The sequence below is a fragment of the Pseudomonas ekonensis genome (assembly GCF_019145435.1).
In the GTDB taxonomy this organism is placed as follows: Bacteria; Pseudomonadota; Gammaproteobacteria; order Pseudomonadales; family Pseudomonadaceae; genus Aquipseudomonas; species Aquipseudomonas ekonensis.
In genome coordinates, this window is the sequence record NZ_JAHSTS010000002.1 from 206,307 (window position 1) to 226,262 (window position 19,956).

The 19,956-nt window shown below is 65.2% G+C and carries 19 protein-coding genes; 18 read left to right on the forward strand and 1 reads right to left on the reverse strand.

Annotated elements, in window-relative coordinates:
• The first annotated feature begins 53 nt into the window (after positions 1–53).
• The 11 genes from KVG96_RS13900 (at position 54) to KVG96_RS13950 (ending at position 10,102) form a co-directional block, all read left to right on the forward strand.
• Complete coding sequence (locus tag KVG96_RS13900) at positions 54–908, forward strand: MurR/RpiR family transcriptional regulator (RefSeq protein WP_217892663.1); 855 nt, start codon at positions 54–56, stop codon at positions 906–908.
• Between the two features lie 2 nt (positions 909–910).
• The gene (locus KVG96_RS13905) at positions 911–1,555 is read left to right on the forward strand and encodes a cysteine hydrolase family protein (RefSeq protein WP_085633873.1); all 645 of its coding nucleotides are present in this window, start codon (positions 911–913) and stop codon (positions 1,553–1,555) included.
• Positions 1,552–2,883 (forward strand): type I glutamate--ammonia ligase, encoded by a 1,332-nt coding sequence (locus KVG96_RS13910; protein ID WP_217892664.1) that lies wholly within the window; start codon positions 1,552–1,554, stop codon positions 2,881–2,883. Before KVG96_RS13905 ends, KVG96_RS13910 begins: the two co-directional genes overlap by 4 nt.
• On the forward strand, positions 2,867–3,619 hold the full coding sequence (locus KVG96_RS13915) for an N-formylglutamate amidohydrolase (protein ID WP_217892665.1): 753 nt from the start codon (positions 2,867–2,869) through the stop codon (positions 3,617–3,619). Before KVG96_RS13910 ends, KVG96_RS13915 begins: the two co-directional genes overlap by 17 nt.
• 77 nt (positions 3,620–3,696) lie before the next feature.
• Complete coding sequence (locus KVG96_RS13920) at positions 3,697–5,046, forward strand: APC family permease (protein WP_217892666.1); 1,350 nt, start codon at positions 3,697–3,699, stop codon at positions 5,044–5,046.
• Between the two features lie 118 nt (positions 5,047–5,164).
• Positions 5,165–6,181: an arginine N-succinyltransferase gene (locus KVG96_RS13925; protein WP_217892667.1), complete on the forward strand. Its 1,017-nt coding sequence runs from the start codon at positions 5,165–5,167 to the stop codon at positions 6,179–6,181.
• Positions 6,182–6,230: 49 nt separating this feature from the next.
• Positions 6,231–7,265: an arginine N-succinyltransferase gene (gene astA, locus KVG96_RS13930; RefSeq protein ID WP_217892668.1), complete on the forward strand. Its 1,035-nt coding sequence runs from the start codon at positions 6,231–6,233 to the stop codon at positions 7,263–7,265.
• A 157-nt stretch (positions 7,266–7,422) separates the two neighbouring features.
• The gene (locus KVG96_RS13935; RefSeq protein ID WP_217892669.1) at positions 7,423–8,292 is read left to right on the forward strand and encodes an isocitrate lyase/PEP mutase family protein; all 870 of its coding nucleotides are present in this window, start codon (positions 7,423–7,425) and stop codon (positions 8,290–8,292) included.
• Positions 8,293–8,478: 186 nt separating this feature from the next.
• On the forward strand, positions 8,479–9,252 hold the full coding sequence (locus KVG96_RS13940) for a hypothetical protein (RefSeq protein WP_217892670.1): 774 nt from the start codon (positions 8,479–8,481) through the stop codon (positions 9,250–9,252).
• On the forward strand, positions 9,249–9,929 hold the full coding sequence (locus KVG96_RS13945; protein ID WP_217892671.1) for a transposase: 681 nt from the start codon (positions 9,249–9,251) through the stop codon (positions 9,927–9,929). Before KVG96_RS13940 ends, KVG96_RS13945 begins: the two co-directional genes overlap by 4 nt.
• On the forward strand, positions 9,926–10,102 hold the full coding sequence (locus tag KVG96_RS13950; protein ID WP_217892672.1) for a hypothetical protein: 177 nt from the start codon (positions 9,926–9,928) through the stop codon (positions 10,100–10,102). Before KVG96_RS13945 ends, KVG96_RS13950 begins: the two co-directional genes overlap by 4 nt.
• Positions 10,103–10,205: 103 nt before the next feature.
• Here the strand turns inward: KVG96_RS13950 and KVG96_RS13955 are convergent, their stop codons facing one another.
• Positions 10,206–11,288 (reverse strand): diguanylate cyclase, encoded by a 1,083-nt coding sequence (locus tag KVG96_RS13955; RefSeq protein WP_217892673.1) that lies wholly within the window; start codon positions 11,286–11,288, stop codon positions 10,206–10,208.
• Between the two features lie 177 nt (positions 11,289–11,465).
• Between KVG96_RS13955 and KVG96_RS13960 the strand changes: the two genes are divergently transcribed.
• The 7 genes from KVG96_RS13960 to KVG96_RS13990 all read left to right on the forward strand — a co-directional run bounded on the left by KVG96_RS13960 (position 11,466) and on the right by KVG96_RS13990 (position 19,935).
• Positions 11,466–12,920, forward strand: a complete 1,455-nt coding sequence (locus KVG96_RS13960) for a flavin-containing monooxygenase (protein WP_217892674.1) — start codon at positions 11,466–11,468, stop codon at positions 12,918–12,920.
• A gap of 22 nt (positions 12,921–12,942) precedes the next feature.
• The gene (locus KVG96_RS13965) at positions 12,943–13,869 is read left to right on the forward strand and encodes an alpha/beta fold hydrolase (protein ID WP_217892675.1); all 927 of its coding nucleotides are present in this window, start codon (positions 12,943–12,945) and stop codon (positions 13,867–13,869) included.
• Complete coding sequence (glcD, locus tag KVG96_RS13970; protein ID WP_217892676.1) at positions 13,866–15,365, forward strand: glycolate oxidase subunit GlcD; 1,500 nt, start codon at positions 13,866–13,868, stop codon at positions 15,363–15,365. Before KVG96_RS13965 ends, glcD begins: the two co-directional genes overlap by 4 nt.
• On the forward strand, positions 15,365–16,414 hold the full coding sequence (gene glcE / locus KVG96_RS13975; protein ID WP_217892677.1) for a glycolate oxidase subunit GlcE: 1,050 nt from the start codon (positions 15,365–15,367) through the stop codon (positions 16,412–16,414). The genes glcD and glcE overlap by 1 nt, the downstream gene beginning before the upstream one ends.
• A gap of 2 nt (positions 16,415–16,416) precedes the next feature.
• The gene (glcF, locus tag KVG96_RS13980) at positions 16,417–17,637 is read left to right on the forward strand and encodes a glycolate oxidase subunit GlcF (protein ID WP_217892678.1); all 1,221 of its coding nucleotides are present in this window, start codon (positions 16,417–16,419) and stop codon (positions 17,635–17,637) included.
• 88 nt (positions 17,638–17,725) lie between these two features.
• The gene (gene hglS / locus KVG96_RS13985; RefSeq protein WP_217892679.1) at positions 17,726–19,111 is read left to right on the forward strand and encodes a 2-oxoadipate dioxygenase/decarboxylase HglS; all 1,386 of its coding nucleotides are present in this window, start codon (positions 17,726–17,728) and stop codon (positions 19,109–19,111) included.
• A 308-nt stretch (positions 19,112–19,419) separates the two neighbouring features.
• On the forward strand, positions 19,420–19,935 hold the full coding sequence (locus KVG96_RS13990; RefSeq protein WP_003226246.1) for an Hcp family type VI secretion system effector: 516 nt from the start codon (positions 19,420–19,422) through the stop codon (positions 19,933–19,935).
• Positions 19,936–19,956: the final 21 nt, after the last annotated feature.

Sequence of the window (19,956 nt, forward strand, 5' to 3'; positions counted from 1 at the left end):
CTGTTTTAACGGATTGTGAAACAAATTCTACACCCCATCCAGCAGGAGCCCGGATGCCCCCTCTCAGAGACCTGATCACCGATCCCGGCCTCGACCTGACGCCCTCGGAGCGCAAAGTCGTGCGTGCGCTGCTGGATCAGTACCCGCGCAACGGCCTGGGGCCGATGGCACGCCTGGCCGAACACGCCGGCGTCAGCGACCCGACCATCGTGCGGCTGGTGAAAAAACTCGGTTTCGGCGGTTACGCCGACTTCCAGGACGCGCTGCTCAGTGACATGGATCATCGCCTGCGCTCGCCCCGCACCCTGCTGCAACCGCGTTCGCAGCAGAAAAGCGACGACCCCTGGAGCCACTACCTGAACCACAGCCACGGGCTTTTGGTCGAGACCCAGGCCCTGACCCAACCCGAAGACGTGCGGATCCTGGCGGACTGGCTGCTCGATACGCGCCATCAAGTGCACTGCTTCGGCGGACGCTTCAGCAGCCTGATGGCCACCTACCTGCTCAATCACCTGCGCCTGCTGCGCCCCGGCTGCTTCGCGCTGGAAGACAACGCCCAACTGCCGGATCGGCTGTTCGACCTGCAACGCCAGGACGTGGTGCTGGTGTTCGACTACCGCCGCTACCAGACCCAGGCCCTGCGCGTGGCCAGCGCGGCCAAGCAGAACAACGCCCGCGTGGTGCTGTTCACCGACATCTACGCCTCGCCGCTGCGGGAACTGGCCGACCTGATCATCAGCGCCCCGGTCGAGTCCGCTTCGCCGTTCGACACCATGGTGCCGGCGCTGGCGCAGGTCGAAGCGCTGATCGCCAGCCTGACCCCGCGCTGCCCTAACCTGGCCGAACGCCTGGAGGGCATCGACGCCATGCGCAACGACTTCGACACCCACCTGCTGGAGGATAAATAAGGATGTTCAGCCTTCCCCACCGCTCGCCACGGGATCTGCCGTTCGTCACGGGCCACACCGCACTGCTGCTGGTGGACATGCAGCGGGCCTGGCTCGAACCGCAGTTCGACCCGCACCTCGAAGGCCCGGACGCCGCGTACTTCCTCAACCGCACCCGCGCGCAGGTGGTGCCCAACCAGCAGATGCTGCTCAACGCCTTTCGCCGGGCACGGCAGAACGTGCTGCACACGATCATCGAAAGCCTGACCGCCGACGGCCGCGACCGCTCGCTGGACCACAAGCTGTCGGACATGCACCTGCCCAAGGGCAGCGCCCAGGCCCGGGTCATCGCTGAACTGACGCCTTCGGAAAACGAAATCGTGCTGCCCAAGACCTCGTCCGGGGTCTTCAACTCGACCAACATCGACTATGTGCTGCGCAACCTCGAGACCCGCCACCTGATCGTCGCCGGCATCGTCACCGACCAGTGCGTCGACATGGCCGTGCGCGACGCCGCCGACCGCGGCTACCTGGTGACCCTGGTGGAAGACGCCTGCGCCACCTACTCCGCCGAGCGGCACGAAGCCTGCCTGAACGCGATCAAAGGCTACTGCTGGATCACCGACACCCAGACCGTGCTGGGCCGCCTGCGGGAGATGCAGCCATGAGCGAACGCCTGTCGCCCCTGCCGATGACCACGCTGGTCACCACCGACCTGACCGGCATCACCCGGGGCCGCTCCTTCCCCACCGATGAGCTGGAACATTACCGCGCCGCCGGTTGCGGCTGGGTGCCGGCCAACAGCGCGCTGACCCCGCAGGACATCATCGCCAGCACCAACCCCTGGGGCGCCTACGGCGACCTGCGGCTGATTCCCGACCTGGCCAGCCGCGTCACCGTCGGCAACGGCCCGGACGCAGCGGCCCCGGCGCTGGACTTCATCCACTGCGACATCCGCGAAACCGACGGCCAGGCATGGGGTGCCTGTCCGCGCACCCTGCTGCGCGATGAAGTGGAGCGCTATCGCGACGGGCTCGGCCTGCAGGTCAATGCCGCGTTCGAACACGAATTCAACCTGCACGCAGGCTTTGCCGAACACCTGGCCTTCTCCCTCGAGTCCCAGCGCCAGGGCGCCGAATTCGGCGGCTGGCTGCTCAGCGCGCTGCGCGCCGGGCAAGTCGAGCCGGAGATGTTCCTGCCCGAATACGGCAAGCACCAGTACGAGATCACCTGCCGCCCGGCCCTGGGCGTAGCGGCGGCGGACCGCGCCGTGAACGTGCGCGAGATCACCCGCGAGATCGCCCGGCAGATGGGGCTGGACGTCAGCTTCGCGCCCAAGACCGCCGCCGACGCCGTGTGCAACGGCGTGCACCTGCACCTGAGCCTGCTCGACCTCGAAGGCCGGCCGATGCTCTACGACGCCGGCACCAGCAACGGGCTGTCGACCCTCGGCCAGCACTGGGCGGCGGGTGTGCTGCACTACCTGCCGGCGCTGTGCGCGTTGACCGCGCCGACGCCGGTGTCCTATGAGCGCCTGCAGCCGCACCACTGGAGCGCGTCCTACGCCTGCCTCGGCCAGCGCAACCGCGAAGCGGCGCTGCGGATCTGCCCGACGGTGACGCTGGGCGACAAGCCTGTGGCGAAGCAATTCAACCTGGAGTTCCGCGCCATGGACGCCACCGCGTCGCCGCATCTGGCGATGGCCGCCCTGCTGATCGCCGGGCGCCTGGGCATCGAGCGCAAGTTGGCGCTGAACGCGGTCACCGACGAAATTCCCGATTCACTCAACGACGAACAGCGCAAGGAGCGGGGCATCGTCGCCCTGCCCGGCTCGCTGGCCCAGGCGCTGGATTGCCTGCGCAACAGTCAAGCGCTGGCGCTGGCCCTGCCGACGCCGCTGCTCGACACGTATTTCGCCCTTAAGACCGAGGAACTGGCGCTGACGGAACAGCTCTCGCCCGCTGACCTGTGTGAGCACTATGCACGCCTGTACTGAACCTGCCGAGCTGGGGTTGTATACCCGGCCGGTCTACAACCTGAGCCGCGAAGACTCGACGCATCCGCTGATCCTGGTGTGCGAGCACGCCAGCCGCTACATCCCCGAGGCCCTGAACGGCCTGGGCCTGGATGAGGCCGCCGCCTGCGAGCACATCGCCTGGGACATCGGCGCGCTGGCGCTGGCCGAGCGGCTGTCGGAGCAATTGGGCGCGACGCTGCTGAGCGCCAACTATTCGCGGCTGCTGATCGACCTCAACCGGCCCCGGCACGCCCCGGACAGCATTCCGGCGCAGAGCGAGATCTATCAGGTGCCGGGCAACCGCGATCTGGATGAAACCACCCGCGAATACCGCCGTCAGACATTGTTCAAGCCCTTTCATTCGCGGTTGCAGCAATTGATCGACACCCGCCTGGCCGAAGGCCGTCCGGTGCGGGTGGTGGGGATCCACAGTTTCACCCCGGTGTACTACGGCCAGCCCCGCGAGCTGGAAGCGGGCGTGCTGTTCGGCCAGGCCAAGGCCTACGCCCACCGCCTGCTCGAAGGCCTGGGCAAGCACCCGCTGAAGGTGGCGGGCAACCAGCCCTACCGGGTCGACCCGCTGGGCGACATGACCGTGCCGGTGCACGGCGACGCCCGGGGCCTGGAGTCGGTGCTGATCGAGGTGCGCAATGATCTGCTGCGCAGCCCCGACGCGGTGGCGCGCTGGGCCGGTTATCTGGCCCCTCTGCTGTAGTTTTTTTGCTGTTGCCGTAAACGATGGACCGACATAACAACTAAAACGAACGATTGGCTGACAAGGAGTTGCGCTTCATGGAAATAGAAGAGTTCGGCTACAAGCAGGAGTTGAAACGTAGCCTGACGCTGACCGACCTGGTGGTGTACGGGATGATCTTCATGATCCCCATCGCCCCGTTCGGCGTTTACGGCTACGTCAACGCCGAAGCGCCGGGGATGGTGCCGCTGGCCTATATCATCGGCATGGTGGCCATGGTGTTCACCGCACTGAGCTACGGCAGCATGGCCCGGGCCTTTCCGATAGCGGGTTCGGTGTACTCCTACGCGCAACGGGGCCTGAACCCGCACGTTGGGTTCCTCGCCGGCTGGCTGATGCTGCTCGACTACCTGCTGATCCCGCCGCTGCTGTACGTCTACGCGGCCATGGCCCTGAACCATCTCTACCCTGAGGTTCCCAAGGTCGGGTTCATCCTGGCGTTCCTGGTCAGCGCGACCTTCGTCAACCTGCGCGGCATCACCTTCACCGCACGCATGAACATCCTGTTCCTGCTGGCGCAGCTGGCGGTGCTGGGCATCTTCCTGTTCTATGCCTGGAACGCCCTGCACAACGGCGCCGGCAACGGCCAGTTGACCCTGGCGCCGCTGTACCACCCGCAGACGTTCAATTTCGCCCTGCTGATGCAGGCGGTGTCCATCGCGGTGCTGTCGTTCCTGGGCTTCGATGCGATCTCCACCCTGGCCGAAGAGATCAAGGGCGACCCGGGCCGCAGCGTCGGCAAGGCCGCGCTGATCACCCTGGTGGTGATGGGCGCGATCTTCGTCGTGCAGACCTGGATCGCCACCGACCTGGCGGCCGGCATGGGCTTCAAGTCCGCCGACACCGCGTTCTACGAGATCGCCGAAATCGCCGCCGGCAGCTGGCTGGCGACCCTGACCGGCGTCGCCACCGCACTGGCCTGGGGCGTGGCGGTCGCCATCACCTCGCAGGCGGCCGTCTCGCGCCTGCTGTTCGGCATGGCCCGCGACGGCAAGCTGCCGAAGGTGCTGGCCAAGGTGCATCCGACCCACAACACGCCCTACCTGAGCATTTACCTGGTGGCCGTGCTGTCGCTGGTGATCTGCTACCTGTTCATCGATTCGGTGGACACCCTGACGTCGCTGGTCAACTTCGGCGCCTTGAGCGGCTTCATGCTGCTGCACCTGACCGTCATCAACCACTACTGGCGCCGGCAGAAGTCCGGGCAAGTGGTCCGTCACCTGATCTGCCCGGTGATCGGCTTCGGGATCGTCGCGGCCATCATGTACAACATGGGCGTCGATGCGCAGAAGCTCGGCCTGATCTGGATCGCGCTGGGCCTGGTGTACCTGTTTTTCCTGAACCGCCTCGGCGCCGGCACCGCCCTGCCTGACCCGAGCAATGGCTGACAAGAAAAAGAGCGGCGTCTGACAAAGAATCAGGCGACCGCCGATTTAACGCGTGGAAACCGACAGTGATAGTCAGGTTCGGCGATGACGCCGGACCGTTCGATACAGGAGTGCATCCATGCTGGTCTTACGCCCAGTCGAGCCAACCGACCTGCCCCACCTGCAACAGCTGGCCCGCGACAGCCTCGTGGGTGTCACCTCCTTGCCGGACGACAGCGAACGCCTGCGCGAAAGGATCGCCAGCTCCTGCGCCTCGTTCGACAGCGACACGCAGGCCCAAGGCTCGGAGAACTACTTCTTCGTGCTGGAAGACCAGGAACAAGGGCGGCTGGTCGGCTGCTCGGAAATCGTCGCCACCGCCGGCTGCGACGGCCCGTTCTACAGCCTGCGCAACCGCCACTTCACCAGCGCCTCGCGGGAACTGAACATCGAGCACGGCGTGCCGGCGCTGTCGTTGTGCCAGGACCTGAACGGCCACACCCTGCTGCGCGGCTTCCACATCGACGCCGCACTGGTGCGCTCGCCCCATTCCGAACTGCTGTCGCGGGCGCGGCTGCTGTTCATCGCCATCCACGGCCGGCGCTTTGCCGACGCGGTGATCACCGAAATCGTCGGCTACAGCGACGACCAGCAGCGCTCGCCGTTCTGGGACGCCCTGGGCAAGCACTTCTTCGATCTGCCCTACGCCGAGGCCGAACGCCTGTGCGGCCTGCAGAACCGCACGTTCCTGGCCGAACTGATGCCGCAATACCCGATCTACGTGCCGATGCTGCCCCAGGCCGCCCAGGACTGCATCGGCCGGGTGCACCCCGACGGCCAGGAAGCGTTCGACATCCTTGAGCGCGAAGGCTTCGAGACCAACAGCTACATCGACCTGTTCGACGCCGGCCCCACCCTGTACGCCCGCACCGCGAACATCCGCTCGATCGGCCAGAGCCGGGCCGTCACGGTGCGGCGCCAGGCGCAGATCGACGCCCGGGGCCATTACCTGGTCTGCAACGACGCCTTGAAGGGATTCCGCGCGGTGGTGGCCGAGCTGGACGACCGGCCGGGACAGCCGCTGGCCCTGACACCGTCGCTGTGTGCGGCACTGGGCGTCACCGATGGCGACAGCGTGCGGGTGACCGCACTGTGAACCCCGCCCCGAACCAGCGTCCCCGCAGGCGCGCAGAAGGAGTTGCAACATGATTGTCCGCCCGGTTCACGTCAACGACCTGTCGGCCTTGATGGCGCTGGTGCGCCAGGCCGGCCCGGGGTTCACCACCCTGCCGGCCAATGAGGACCGTCTGGCCCATCGGGTTCGCTGGGCCCGGCGCGCCTTCTGCGGGCAGGTCGAGCGGGCCGACGCGGACTACCTGTTCGTGCTCGAGGACGACGAGCAGCGCGTGGTCGGCGTCAGCGCCCTGACCGGCGCCATCGGCCTGCGCGAGCCCTGGTACAACTACCGGGTCGGGCTGACCGTCAGCTCGGCACCGGACCTGGGCATCCAGCGGCAGATCCCGACGCTGTTCCTCAACAACGAACTGACCGGCCAGTCGGAGCTGTGCTCCCTGTTTTTGGGCCATGACCAGCGCCACGGCAGCAACGGCCGCCTGCTGTCGCTGGGGCGGCTGCTGTTCGTCGCCGAGTTTCCGCACCTGTTCGGCGAAAAAATGATCGCCGAACTGCGCGGCAGCGCCGACGAGATGGGCTGCTCACCGTTCTGGGACAGCCTGGGACGGCACTTTTTCCAGATGGACTTCAGCCACGCCGATCACCTGTCGGGGCTGGGCAACAAGTCCTTCATCGCCGAACTGATGCCGCGCCAGCCGCTGTACACCTGTATGCTCACCGAGCAGGCCCAGGCCGCCATCGGCCAGCCGCACCCCAACACCGAGCCGGCGCTGAAGATCCTTCAGGCCGAGGGCTTCACCCACAAAGGCTACATCGACATCTTCGACGGCGGTCCGGTGATCGAAGCCCCCGTCCACAGCATCCGCACGGTGCGCGAAAGCCTGGAGCTGACCCTGGCCCTCGGCACGCCGGACGACCAGGCACCCCAATGGCTGATCCACAACCGCCGACTGGAGAACTGCCGCATCACCGCCGCCCGGGCCCGCCGGGTCGGCGGCAGCCTGGTGGTCGACCGCCTCACCGCCAAGCGCCTGCAACTGCAGCCGGGCGACTCGGTGCGGGCGGTGCTGCTGCCCAACCAACAACAGCAGGCCGCCGCAGCCTGACCCTTAGTGGTGAGGGGGCTTGCTCCCGCTGCGGTGCGCTTCTCCCGCCTTGCAAATTCGTCATGATCCTTGACCCATTCGCGTGATAGCCTCTTGATTCTTCGGCGTTGACACCTTTGCTCAAGCCTTTCCATTCCCTTGTATTGGTGGAATCAGTATGTCCAGGCTTTCCCATCAAGATTTGCGCCGTAACTTCCGTCAGCTGCTGGCCTCCGGCAACTGCTACCACACCGCCTCCGTGTTCGACCCGATGTCCGCCCGTATCGCGGCCGACCTGGGCTTCGAGGTGGGGATCCTCGGCGGCTCGGTCGCGTCCCTGCAGGTGCTGGGCGCCCCGGACTTCGCCCTGATCACCCTGAGCGAATTCACCGAGCAGGCCACCCGCATCGGCCGCGTCGCCCAATTGCCGGTGATCGCCGACGCCGACCACGGCTACGGCAACGCCCTCAACGTGATGCGCACCATCGTCGAGCTGGAGCGCGCCGGCGTCGCCGCCCTGACCATCGAAGACACCCTGCTGCCGGCCCAGTTCGGCCGCAAGTCCACCGACCTGATCTCGGTCGCCGAGGGCGTCGGCAAGATCCGCGCGGCGCTGGAGGCCCGGGTCGACTCGGAAATGGCGATCATCGCCCGCACCAACGCCGGCATCCTGCCCAATCAGGAAATCATCAGCCGCACCAAGCAGTACCAGGCCGCCGGTGCCGACGGCATCTGCATGGTCGGCGTGCAGGACTTCGACCAACTGGAGCAGATCGCCGAGCACCTGAGCGTGCCGCTGATGCTGGTCACCTACGGCAACCCGGCGCTGCGCGACGACAAGCGCCTGGCCGAACTGGGCGTGCGCGTGGCCATCGACGGCCATGGCGCCTATTTCGCCGCCATCAAGGCGACCTACGACAGCCTGCGCGAACAGCGGCAGATCTTCACCCAGGCCTCGGACCTGAGCGCCACCGAACTGACGCACACCTATACGCAGCCTGAGGACTACATTCTCTGGGCGAAGGAATACATGAGCGTCAAGGAGTAACTTTTTCAAGTTTGAAACGCACTGTTTGATCCGACCGGTCGACGCAATGTCGCCGGGCAGGGTCAATGCAGCCTTGGACTTACATAAAACATAACAACTCCAAACATCCGATAACAACCCAAACATTGCACAAACAACTCTTCAACAAGAGAATGGAGGCATATAAACAAACACATAAATACCACCATGATCAGCCTGCTAAAACACAACAACTCAGCACCCGCAGAATTAGCGAATGCATTAAAAGACATCAACTTAACAAAAGAAATCCAAAAACTTTCAACCCATCTCTACAGCCATATCAAGACCTCTGCCAAACAGCAGCAACGGGCCACCATTCTCGACACCGTCAATCCGTACACCCATACGCTGACATTGCACTGCACCGATGACGCGAACATCAGCGTCAGAACCCTGAGCAATACCTGCTCGACCGCTCTTTATTCAGTACCGGGACACAGCATCCTTTTTCCCGTGCACTCTCGGCCCTTCACTGTCCAACTGTACGGCATCGAAGGCGACCGGCTGAGTCTCGCCAGGCGCGTGACCGTCACGGACCGCGATCCATTGCTGGTCGACGGCCGTCATGCCCTGTATGAGTGCGTCCCGCCCGAAGGCCCTACGCCCGTGCTGGTCGGCAGCATCAACCTGCCCGTTCGCAGCGCCGACATCAGCGTGTTTGACCGCTCCTCGCTACGCAAGGTCGCCTGGTTCCCCCACGACGACAGCGCCGCACGCTACCTGGTCAGCCTCGAACTGCTTGAGGCGGCACAGGATCCGGGGGCCGTCAGGGTAGCCGAAGAACTGATCCACCACTATCACCCGGCCGTTGCGTGGAAAGCGTTCCAGATCATTGACCAACACGCTCAAGACGCGGCCCCGCGTTATGTGCCGCTATTGAAGAAACTGAACAACCCGCATCTCGACCATTTGCTTGAACGACGGAGCGAAGCCGCATGAAACTGCAGACGTTCATAGATCGCATGGCAAACTACGACCCCACTGCCGACAAGTCGAGCATCCTTGAAGACCTCAAACAACTTGCGACAAACCGGACACTTTTGAGCGAGCACCTCTATAACACTATTCAGTTAAACGGCTTCAATACACGCAGCAGTCTTTATAGCCCTTACGCCTTTGTACTGCACTACAACGACTTATATACGCTGCGACTTGGATTCTGGTCACCCGTGACATCAACGGATGAAAAACAGACATTCATTTATGACCTTTACCATTCGCATGATTTTGAAATGTATGCGGTCGGCTACAGCGGCGACGGCTATACGACGACTTTGCGCGCAATCCTTGACCGCACGCCTTTGAAAGCCGGCGTCAAACCCTCATTGGGGGACGAGCGCAGCGTGAAACTTGCACCCGGCCATGTTCTGCACATGTCGCCGCTGTATGACGTTCACCGGCAGCTTCCACCCGAAACGATGTCCGCCTCGCTGAGCCTGATCATTCATCCTCGGCAGACGATAAAAACCGAAGAAGCCTGGTGCTTCGACGAGAACCTGGTGCCGACTTACCCCGGCATCGCCACGCAGGAAACAGCGGTCTTTGAGAACCTGCTGTCCTTGCTCCAATGCGGACCGCACTCTGCCTCCGCTCAACCAAAAAGGAAATCTGAATGAACAAGCCACTTGAAAACTGGACCGAAACCCCACTGCTGCGCGCCGGCACCGAACTGATCAACACGCCGGTCAAGACCGCAGCCCAATCCCCGTGCGCAAGCTTCATGCCGCGCTACAACGTGGGCAACATCCACGAAATCAAGCAGTTCTGGAACTTGCCGCAACAAGGTTAAGGCCAGCGTAAACCGCCCTTCGCCTGACGGCAGTCCGCAAGGACTGCCGTCTCGCTGTCATTCCGCAATCACCAACGCGGTGGCAAACCGCTTGCCTGCCCTTTCACACCGAACCGAGCGCCTCGCGCCGGTGCTTGCCGTCGCTGTAGCACATCACCCGGTTGCGCCCGCCGCTCTTGGCCTCGTACAGCGCCCGGTCGGCGTCGTCGAGCCATTGGGTCGCCTCGGCGTGGGACGGGTCAAAGGCCGCCAGCCCGATGCTCAGGCTGACGTTCAACGCCGGGTTCTGCTCATACGCCAGAAAGGAAAAGCGCTCGCGCAAGGTCTCCATGGCCTGGGCGGCGTTGAACAGCGGCATGTCCGGCAGAATCACGCAGAATTCGTCGCCGCCGTAGCGCCCGCCCACATCGGCGCTGCGCAGGTTCTGCTTGAGCGCCTTGCCCAACTGGCGCAGCACGATGTCGCCGGCCCCGTGGCCGTAGGTGTCGTTGATGGCCTTGAAGTGATCGATGTCGATCAGGGCGATCGCCGCGCCTTTGTGCAGGCTCTTGCAGCGCTGGAACTCGATCTCCAGCCGATCCTTCCAGGCGCCGTGGTTGAGCAGCCCGGTCAGGCTGTCGGTACGGCTCAGGGCCAGCAACTCGCGCTTGTGCAGGCCCAGGGTGTAGGCCTGGCGAAAACAGATCCAGCCCAGCGCCAGCGGATACAGCATCAGCAGCGGCAAGCACGCATACAGTTGCAGCGGCGTGGTCGGCGGCACGAACGCCGGCGCGAACACCACCAGCCCGACGCCGATCCCCAACAGTTGCGCCGCCAGTCCGGCCAGCAGAAAGCGCAGCCCGCCGATGGCGACGTTGTTCATCGCCATCATCGAGACGGTGGTGGCGCTGGGCAACGGGTTGAACTGCATGGCGGCGACCCAGAAGCCGCCGAGAAACGCGTCGATCAGCAGATTGCGGTGTTCGGCATGGTAAGGAACGCGGGCCCGGCGGGCCCATTGAAAGGCCAGGTGCGGCCACAGGAGCGCATTGAACAGCATCAGCGCCCAGACCCAGGGCGGCGGACCGAGCGGATGCATCGCCGCCCCCACACACAGGAGCCCCAGCGCCAGCCCGAGGGTTCGCGACGTATGCAGCCTCCTGGCCAACGACAGTCCTTTTCTTCCCTGACCTCCCGCTTTTTCCATAGGGGCCTCTACTGCGCGCATCGGAAGACGGATGTGCTGAGAGTCTATCAGGGCACCTTCAATTAGCCATCACCGGCCAGCGGGCGGCCGATCGCACCGCCTGGGCCCGACACCGGGCAAATGATTGGCTATACATGAAAGGAGGAAAACGGAAAAACGACTATAAGAAGGAGGCGCATGCAGACCTATCAAGTGTTGATCATCGGCAGCGGTTTTGGCGGCCAGTGCGCAGCGGTGAATCTGCTCAAGGCCGGCATCGACGATTTTCGCTTGCTGGAACGGCGGGACTTCTTCGGCGGCACCTGGTGCCAGAACACCTACCCCGGCGCGGCGGTGGACGTGCCGTCGCCGCTGTATTCACTGTCGTTCGCGCCCTACCCCTGGACGCAGATGTTCGCGGGGCAAGCCGAACTGCACCGCTACACCGAACATGTGGCGCAGCGGTTCGGCCTGCGCGAGCGGGTGGAGCTGGGCGCGAACGTCGAACGCATCGAATGGGACGAGGCGCAAAAACGCTGGGCCGTGCACACCGCCGCCAAAGGGACGTTCCACGCGCAGTTCCTGATCAACGCCACCGGGCCATTGAGCCAACCGGTCATCCCACACTTTCCGGGCGCGGAACGCTTCCGGGGCAAGAGCTTTCACACAAACAACTGGGATCACGCCTACGACTACCGGGGCAAACGGGTGGCGATCGTCGGCAGCGGCGCCAGCGCGGCACAGGTGATTCCGGCGATTGCCCCGGCGGTGGCGCAACTGCATGTGTTCCAGCGCACGCCGCACTGGGTGCTGCCGCGGGCCGACCGCACCTTCGGCCGCTTCCAGCGCTGGCTGCTGGGCCTGAAGCCGGCCTACAAATTGCTGCGCTGGATGATCTACTGGCAGTTCGAAACCCGGGTGATCGCCTTCAAGTACTCCAAGCCGGCGATCCGCCTGGTGCAGCGCCAGGCCCTGAATTTCCTCAAGCGCCAGGTGGCCGATCCGCACCTGCGCCAGCGGCTCACCCCGGACTTCACCATCGGCTGCAAACGGGTGCTGCTCTCCAGCACCTACTACCCGGCGCTGACCCGCGCGAACGTGACCCTGCACAGCCGCGAACAAGGCATCGCCGCCCTCGACGAAACCGGCATCGTCACCACCGACGGCCAGCACATCGACGTGGACCTGATCGTCTGGTCCACCGGCTACGACGCCACCGACGGGGTGATCTCCTACCCGGTCAGCGGCAAGAACGGCGTCCGGCTGCGCGACGTCTGGGCGCAGTACCCGCGCGCCTACCTGGGCACCAGCCTGCCGGACTTCCCCAACCTGTTCATCGTCACCGGCCCCAACACCGGGATCGGCCACACCTCGGCGCTGTTCATCATCGAATCGCAGATGAACTACATCCTCGACTGCATCCGCACCCTCAAGGCCCGGGGCCTGCGCAGCATCGAAGTCCGCCCCGAGGCAGAACGTACCTACACTCAGATGATCCACCGGGAAATGGAGCGCACGGTCTGGAAAACCGGCGGCTGCCACAGTTGGTACCAAAGCAGGAGCGGTCATGTGATCGCGATGTTTCCGGGGTTCAGCTTCAGTTACCACCGCCTGACGCGGTCGCTGAAGCCGGCCGACCACATTCTGTCCTGAACACGTATAAGGAAGACGTCCGATGCTTGTGCTCTTTGTCGCTCTCGCGGTTTTCGTGGCCTGGAGCTGGTTGAGCTACCCGGCGGTGGGCCATTGGCTCTACGCGCTGAGCACGGCCGCCGAGGCCAAGCTGTACCGGTTGCACAAGATTGAAGTGCCCATCGCCGAAATGAGCGTCTCGACCTGGCAAGGCGGGCCCTACGAGGCCTCCAGCGCGATCCTGATGCTGCACGGCTACAGCGCCGAGAAGAACCTGTGGCTGCGCTTCGCCCGGCATTTCGTCAGCCAGTACCGGGTGATCATCCCGGACCTGGCGGGGCATGGCGAAACCGGCTTCAAGGCCGGCGGCGGCTACGACATCCCGGTGCAGGCCAAACGGATGATCCAGTTGCTCGACGTCTGCGGCGTGGAAAAGGTGCACGTGATCGGCAACTCGATGGGCGGCTACATCGCCGCGTGGCTGGCGGCGACCTACCCCGAGCGCATCGCCTCGGTGGCGCTGCTCGACCCGGCCGGCGTCACCGCGCCGGAGGCCAGCGACATGGAGCGCCACCTGGCCCGGGGGCACAACCCGTTCCTGATCAACTCCCGCGAGGAGTTCCGGCGCTTCTACGCCATGACCATGGCCTCGCCGCCCTGGGTGCCGGGGCTGGTGCTGGACGCCATCGCCCAGCGCTACGAGAACCAGCGCGACGAACTGGAAGAGATCTTCCGCGACTTCCGCGCCAGCCCGCCCATGGAGCCGAAACTGCCCGACATCAAATGCCCGGCGCTGCTGCTCTGGGGCCGCAAGGACCGGCTGATCGACGTCAGCAGCGTGCCGGTGTGGAGCAAGGGCATCGCCAACCTGCGGGTCGATGTGTGGGACGGGGTCGGGCACATGCCGATGGTCGAACAGCCGGCGAACACGGCGCGGCTGTACCGGGAGTTCCTGGGCACCCAGCGATGAACATCCTCTACGACGAGCGCCTCGACGGCCCCTTGCCCGATGTCGACAAGGGCGAACTGCTCAAGGCCTTGCAACAGGCCCTGCCGGACCTGGGTCTGCTGTGGCGCGACGAAGAGCTCAAACCCTACGAGTGCGACGGACTCAGCGCTTACCGCACCACGCCGATGCTGGTCGCCCTACCCCGGCGTCTGGAGCAGGTACAGGCATTGCTCACGCTATGCCACCAGCGACGGGTGCCGGTGGTGGCACGCGGGGCCGGCACCGGGCTGTCCGGCGGCGCGCTGCCGCTCGACCGGGGCGTGCTGCTGGTGATGGCGCGCTTCGACCGGATCCTGCACATCGACCCGGACGCACGCACCGCGCGGGTTCAGCCCGGCGTGCGCAACCTGGCGATCTCCCAGGCCGCCGCGCCGTACGGCCTGTACTACGCGCCGGATCCGTCCTCGCAGATCGCCTGCTCCATCGGCGGCAACGTCGCGGAAAACGCCGGCGGCGTGCACTGCCTCAAGTACGGCCTGACCGTGCACAACCTGCTCAAGCTGGAGGTGCTCACGGTCGAAGGCGAACGCCTGACCCTGGGCAGCGACGCCCTCGACGCCGCCGGCCTGGATCTGCTGGCGCTGTTCACCGGCTCCGAAGGCCTGCTGGGGATCATCACCGAAGTCACCGTCAAGCTGCTGCCCAGGCCGCCGGTGGCCAAGGTGCTGCTGGCCAGTTTCGATTCCGTGGAAAAGGCCGGCCGCGCGGTCGCCGACATCATCGCCGCCGGGATCATCCCCGGCGGGCTGGAAATGATGGACAACCTCGCCCTGCGCGCCGCCGAAGACTTCATCCACGCCGGCTACCCGGTGGAGGCCGAGGCGATCCTGCTGTGCGAACTGGACGGCGTCGAAGCCGATGTGCACGACGACTGCCAGCGTGTACGCGAGGTCATGCAACGGGCCGGCGCCGCCGAGGTGCGCCAGGCGCAGGATGAAGCCGAACGGGTGAAGTTCTGGGCCGGGCGCAAGAACGCCTTCCCGGCCATCGGGCGCCTGTCGCCGGACTACTACTGCATGGACGGCACCATCCCCCGCCGCGAACTGCCCGGCGTGCTGCACGGCATCGCCCGGCTCGGCGCGGAGTACGGCCTGCGGGTAGCCAACGTGTTCCACGCCGGCGACGGCAACATGCACCCGCTGATCCTGTTCGACGCCAACCGGCCCGGCGAGCTTGAGCGTGCCGAAGCCCTCGGCGGGAAGATCCTGGAACTGTGCGTGCAGGTCGGCGGCAGCATCACCGGCGAGCACGGGGTCGGTCGCGAGAAAATCAACCAGATGTGCTCGCAGTTCAACAGCGACGAGCTGAGCGCGTTCCATGCCGTCAAAGCGGCGTTCGACCCCCGCGGCCTGCTCAACCCCGGCAAGAACATCCCCACCCTGCACCGCTGCGCGGAATTCGGTGCGATGCACATCCATGCCGGGCAACTGCCGTTTCCCGACCTGGAGCGCTTCTAATGACTGATCTGGATGCGGCCGACGCGCTGCTGGATCAGGTCAACCGGGCCAGGGCCGACGCCACGCCGCTGAAGATCCAGGGCGGCAACAGCAAGGCGTTTCTCGGCCGCGAAGTGGCCGGCGAGGTGCTCGACACCCGCGCCCACCGGGGCATCGTGCGCTACGAACCGTCGGAGCTGGTGGTCAGCGTGCGGGCCGGAACGCCGCTGAATGAACTGCTGGCGACGCTCGACGCCGCCGGGCAGATGCTGCCCTGCGAACCGCCGTCCTTCAGCGAATCCGCCACGGTCGGCGGCATGATCGCCACCGGACTGTCGGGGCCGCGGCGCCCTTGGGCCGGCTCGGTGCGCGACTTCGTCCTCGGCACCCGGGTCATCACCGGCCTCGGCCAGCACCTGCGCTTCGGCGGCGAAGTGATGAAGAACGTCGCCGGTTACGACCTTTCCCGTTTGCTGGCGGGCAGCCACGGCTGCCTTGGCGTGCTGACCGAAGTTTCGCTCAAAGTGCTGCCCAAACCCCGGCAGTGCCTGAGCCTGCGCCTGGAGATCGACTGCACGCGAGCCCTGGCGAACCTCATCGAGTGGGGCCGGCAAGCGCTGCCGATCAGCGGCGCCTGCCATGACGGCGCGGCGCTGTACCTACGCCTTGAAGGCGGTGAAGGTTCGGTGTCCGCCGCCCATCAACGGCTCGGCGGCGAGCCGTTGGACTCAGCGTTCTGGTCGGACCTTAACGAACAGCGCCTGAGCTTTTTCGACGAAGGCCCGCCGCTGTGGCGCCTGTCGCTGCCCCATCACCCCAAACCGCTGGCGTTGCCCGGAACCCAGCTGGTCGATTGGGCCGGCGCCCAGCGCTGGCTGAAATCCGATGCACCCGACGTTCAGCGCATCGCCCATGAGCTCGGCGGCCACGCCACCTGCTTCAGCCACGGCGCCAGCGACACGCCCTTTCAGCCGCTGCCCCCGGCGCTGATGCGCTACCACCGCCAGCTCAAGGCGCAACTCGACCCGCAAGGGCTGTTCAACCCCGGCCGGATGTACGCGGAGCTTTAGCCATGCAGACCAGCCTCAGCGAACAGGCCCGACAACTGCCCAGGGCGGCCGAAGCGGAAAAGATCCTGCGCACCTGTGTGCACTGCGGCTTCTGCAACGCCACCTGCCCGACCTACCAACTGCTGGGCGACGAGCTGGACGGCCCGCGCGGTCGCATCTACCTGATCAAGCAGGTGCTCGAAGGCGCACCGGCCACCGCCCAGACCCAACTGCACCTGGACCGCTGCCTGTCGTGCCGCAATTGCGAGACCACCTGCCCTTCCGGCGTCGATTACCACAACCTGCTGGACATCGGCCGGGCCGTGGTCGACCGCGCCGTGCCGCGCCCGCCGGGCCAGCGCCTGCTGCGCGAAAGCCTGCGGGCCCTGGCGCCCAATAAGGGCCTGTTCAAAGGTTTGCTGAGGATCGGCGCGACGTTTCGCCCGCTGCTGCCGCGCCCTCTGGAGGCCAAACTGCCGGCGCCTTCCTCGGCGAACGGTGCGCGCCCCGTCCCGCGTCACCCGCGGCGGGTGCTGCTGTTGGAAGGTTGCGTGCAGCCTGGGCTGTCGCCCAACACCAACGACGCGACGGCCCGGGTGCTCGACCGGCTCGGCATCAGCGTCACTCCGGTCAGCGAAGCCGGCTGCTGCGGCGCCCTCGACTACCACCTCGATGCCCAGGCCAAGGGGCTGGAGCGTGCCCGCCGCAACATCGACGCCTGGTGGCCGCACCTGGAAAACGGTGCCGAGGCCATCGTCCAGACCGCCAGCGGCTGCGGCGCGTTCATCAAGGATTACGGGCATCTGCTGGCGCACGACCCGGCCTACGCGGACAAGGCCCGACAGGTCAGCGAACGGTCGCTGGATCTGGTGCAGGTCCTGGCGCAGGAGCCCCTCGAACGGGTGTGCAGCGCCGGCCAACGCCGCATCGCCGTGCATTGCCCCTGCACCCTGCAACACGCGCTGAAACTGGGCGGCGCCGTGGAAGCGCTGCTGACCCGCCTGGGCTTCAGCCTCACGGCGGTGCCGGACGGCCATCTGTGCTGCGGCTCGGCCGGCACCTATTCGCTGACCCAGCCGACGCTCGCCCGGCAACTGCGCGACAACCGCCTCAACGCCCTGGAAAGCGGCCGTCCGGATCTGATCGTCACCGCCAATGTCGGCTGCCAAAGCCATCTGGGCAGCGCCGGACGCACACCGGTGCGGCACTGGATCGAGCTGGTGGATCAGTCGTTGGCAGAATGAAGTCCGTAGGATTCTTCGTTTGCCCGCGCAGGAGAAGGCTGCGATCTTTTCCTCCATCCTCTACGTGACCGTGCCAGGAATTTTTTTCATGACCGTGCAGCCTTTCGTCAGCCCCGACCTGATCCGTCAACGCTTCTCCAAGGCGATGTCCGACATGTACCGCGAAGAGGTGCCGCTGTACGGCGCGTTGATGGAACTGGTGGAGCAGACCAACCGCGACGTGCTCGCCCGGGATCCGCACATCGCCCGGCAACTGGCCGACACCGGCGAGATGCAGCGGCTGGACATGGAACGCCACGGCGCGATCCGCGTCGGCACCGCCACGGAACTGGCCACCCTCGCCCGCCTGTTCCAGGTGATGGGCATGCAACCGGTGGGCTACTACGACCTGACCCCGGCGGGAGTGCCGGTGCATTCCACGGCGTTTCGCGCGGTGCACGAAGCGGCGCTGCAGGTCAGTCCGTTCCGGGTGTTCACCTCGCTGTTGCGCCTGGAACTGATCGAGGATCCTGAACTGCGGGCCTTTGCCCAGTCCGTGCTGGATCGGCGCTCGATCTTCACCCCGGCCGCGCTGCGCCTGATCGAACAGGCGGAAACCGCCGGCGGCCTCACCGAAGCCGAAGCCGAGGAATTTGTCCTGCAAGCGCTGGAGACCTTTCGCTGGCACCACAGTGCCACCGTCACCGCCGCGCAGTACCAGACCCTCAGTGCCCAGCACCGCCTGATCGCCGACGTCGTCGCCTTCAAAGGCCCGCACATCAACCACCTCACTCCGCGCACCCTGGACATCGACATCGTGCAGGCGCAGATGCCGCTGCACGGCATCACCCCCAAAGCCGTGGTCGAAGGCCCGCCGCGCCGGCAGTGCCCGATCCTGCTGCGCCAGACCAGCTTCAAGGCCCTCGACGAACCGGTCGCCTTCACTGACCAAGCGCAAACCCATGGCAGCCACAGCGCCCGCTTCGGCGAGATCGAGCAGCGCGGCGCCGCGCTGACGCCCAAGGGCCGCGCCCTCTACGACCGCTTGCTGAACGCCGCCCGGGACGCGCTCGGCGACTTCCCCAACGAAGGCAATGCCGCACGCTACAACGCGCTGATGACCCAGCACTTTGGCGAATTTCCTGACAACCTCGACGGCATGCGGGAGCAGGAACTGGCCTACTTCCGCTATTTCGCCACCGAACAGGGGTTGGCGGCGCGTCCCGGCGAGGCTTCGCTGGCCCAACTGCTGCGCGACGGCCATGTGAAAGCGGAGCCGCTGGTGTACGAAGATTTCCTGCCGGTGAGCGCGGCGGGGATCTTTCAGTCGAACCTGGGGGACGCCGCCCAGGCGCATTACGGCGAACACTCAAACCGACAAGCCTTCGAGCAGGCGCTGGGCCGCACGACCATCGATGAGCTGGCGTTGTACGCCGACACCCAACGGCGCTCGCTGGAGGCCTGCGCCGAAGCATTGGGTCTGAAACGTCTTTGAGGTCGGCTGGCCATGCTGCGCAAGAAGTTGCGCAGTCTTTCCGTGAAATGCCTGGCACAGCACGCTGGAAGCCTTGAACGACGGGGCTTCCAGCCAAGTGCGCAAGAAGTTGCGCAGCACTGCGCAACTTCTTGCGCACTTTCCGAAGGATTTCGCTGGCCTGATCGGCCACTACCCAGATAAACCCATATAAACCACTGATTTATATCGATTTTTTATATCTGGCACGCTCCTTGATAACAGTCAGGCACCCACCGGGCGATTCCGCCTCCCGGGCACCCTAACTCAATCCGCAAGGAGCACCTCCCATGGCAACACCAGCGTACATGTCGGTTACCGGCGAAAAACAAGGCCTGATCACTGCCGGCGCCTTCACCGCCGACTCCGTTGGCAACACCTACCAGGAAGGTCACGAAGACCAGGTCATGGTTCAGGCGTTCAGCCACGACGTGATCATCCCGCGTGACCCGCAATCCGGCCAGCCAACCGGCCAGCGCGTTCACAAGCCAGTGATCATCACCAAGGTCTACGACAAGGCTTCGCCTCTGCTGCAAGCTGCCCTGACCTCCGGCGAGCGCATGAGCGAAATCGTCATCCAGTGGTACCGCACTTCGGCTCAAGGCACCCAAGAGCACTACTACACCACCAAACTGGAAGACGCGATCATCGTCGCCATCAACAACAAAATGCACAACTGCCAGGATCCAGGCAACTCGCACTTCACCCACCTGGAAGAAGTGCAGTTCACCTACCGCAAAATCACCTGGACCCACGAAGTATCCGGTACTTCGGGTTCCGATGACTGGCGTGCTCCAGTCGTTTAATTACGGCTGATCGCTACACGC

Coding starts and splice junctions, on each gene's coding strand:
- KVG96_RS13945 (WP_217892671.1), top strand. CDS start 9,249: ATGAAACTGCAGACGTTCATAGATCGCATGGCAAACTACGACCCCACT.
- astA (WP_217892668.1), top strand. CDS start 6,231: ATGATTGTCCGCCCGGTTCACGTCAACGACCTGTCGGCCTTGATGGCG.
- KVG96_RS13905 (WP_085633873.1), top strand. CDS start 911: ATGTTCAGCCTTCCCCACCGCTCGCCACGGGATCTGCCGTTCGTCACG.
- KVG96_RS13960 (WP_217892674.1), top strand. CDS start 11,466: ATGCAGACCTATCAAGTGTTGATCATCGGCAGCGGTTTTGGCGGCCAG.
- KVG96_RS13950 (WP_217892672.1), top strand. CDS start 9,926: ATGAACAAGCCACTTGAAAACTGGACCGAAACCCCACTGCTGCGCGCC.
- KVG96_RS13965 (WP_217892675.1), top strand. CDS start 12,943: ATGCTTGTGCTCTTTGTCGCTCTCGCGGTTTTCGTGGCCTGGAGCTGG.
- KVG96_RS13940 (WP_217892670.1), top strand. CDS start 8,479: ATGATCAGCCTGCTAAAACACAACAACTCAGCACCCGCAGAATTAGCG.
- hglS (WP_217892679.1), top strand. CDS start 17,726: ATGACCGTGCAGCCTTTCGTCAGCCCCGACCTGATCCGTCAACGCTTC.
- KVG96_RS13900 (WP_217892663.1), top strand. CDS start 54: ATGCCCCCTCTCAGAGACCTGATCACCGATCCCGGCCTCGACCTGACG.
- glcF (WP_217892678.1), top strand. CDS start 16,417: ATGCAGACCAGCCTCAGCGAACAGGCCCGACAACTGCCCAGGGCGGCC.
- KVG96_RS13920 (WP_217892666.1), top strand. CDS start 3,697: ATGGAAATAGAAGAGTTCGGCTACAAGCAGGAGTTGAAACGTAGCCTG.
- KVG96_RS13910 (WP_217892664.1), top strand. CDS start 1,552: ATGAGCGAACGCCTGTCGCCCCTGCCGATGACCACGCTGGTCACCACC.
- glcE (WP_217892677.1), top strand. CDS start 15,365: ATGACTGATCTGGATGCGGCCGACGCGCTGCTGGATCAGGTCAACCGG.
- glcD (WP_217892676.1), top strand. CDS start 13,866: ATGAACATCCTCTACGACGAGCGCCTCGACGGCCCCTTGCCCGATGTC.
- KVG96_RS13915 (WP_217892665.1), top strand. CDS start 2,867: ATGCACGCCTGTACTGAACCTGCCGAGCTGGGGTTGTATACCCGGCCG.
- KVG96_RS13990 (WP_003226246.1), top strand. CDS start 19,420: ATGGCAACACCAGCGTACATGTCGGTTACCGGCGAAAAACAAGGCCTG.
- KVG96_RS13955 (WP_217892673.1), bottom strand. CDS start 11,288: ATGGAAAAAGCGGGAGGTCAGGGAAGAAAAGGACTGTCGTTGGCCAGG.
- KVG96_RS13925 (WP_217892667.1), top strand. CDS start 5,165: ATGCTGGTCTTACGCCCAGTCGAGCCAACCGACCTGCCCCACCTGCAA.
- KVG96_RS13935 (WP_217892669.1), top strand. CDS start 7,423: ATGTCCAGGCTTTCCCATCAAGATTTGCGCCGTAACTTCCGTCAGCTG.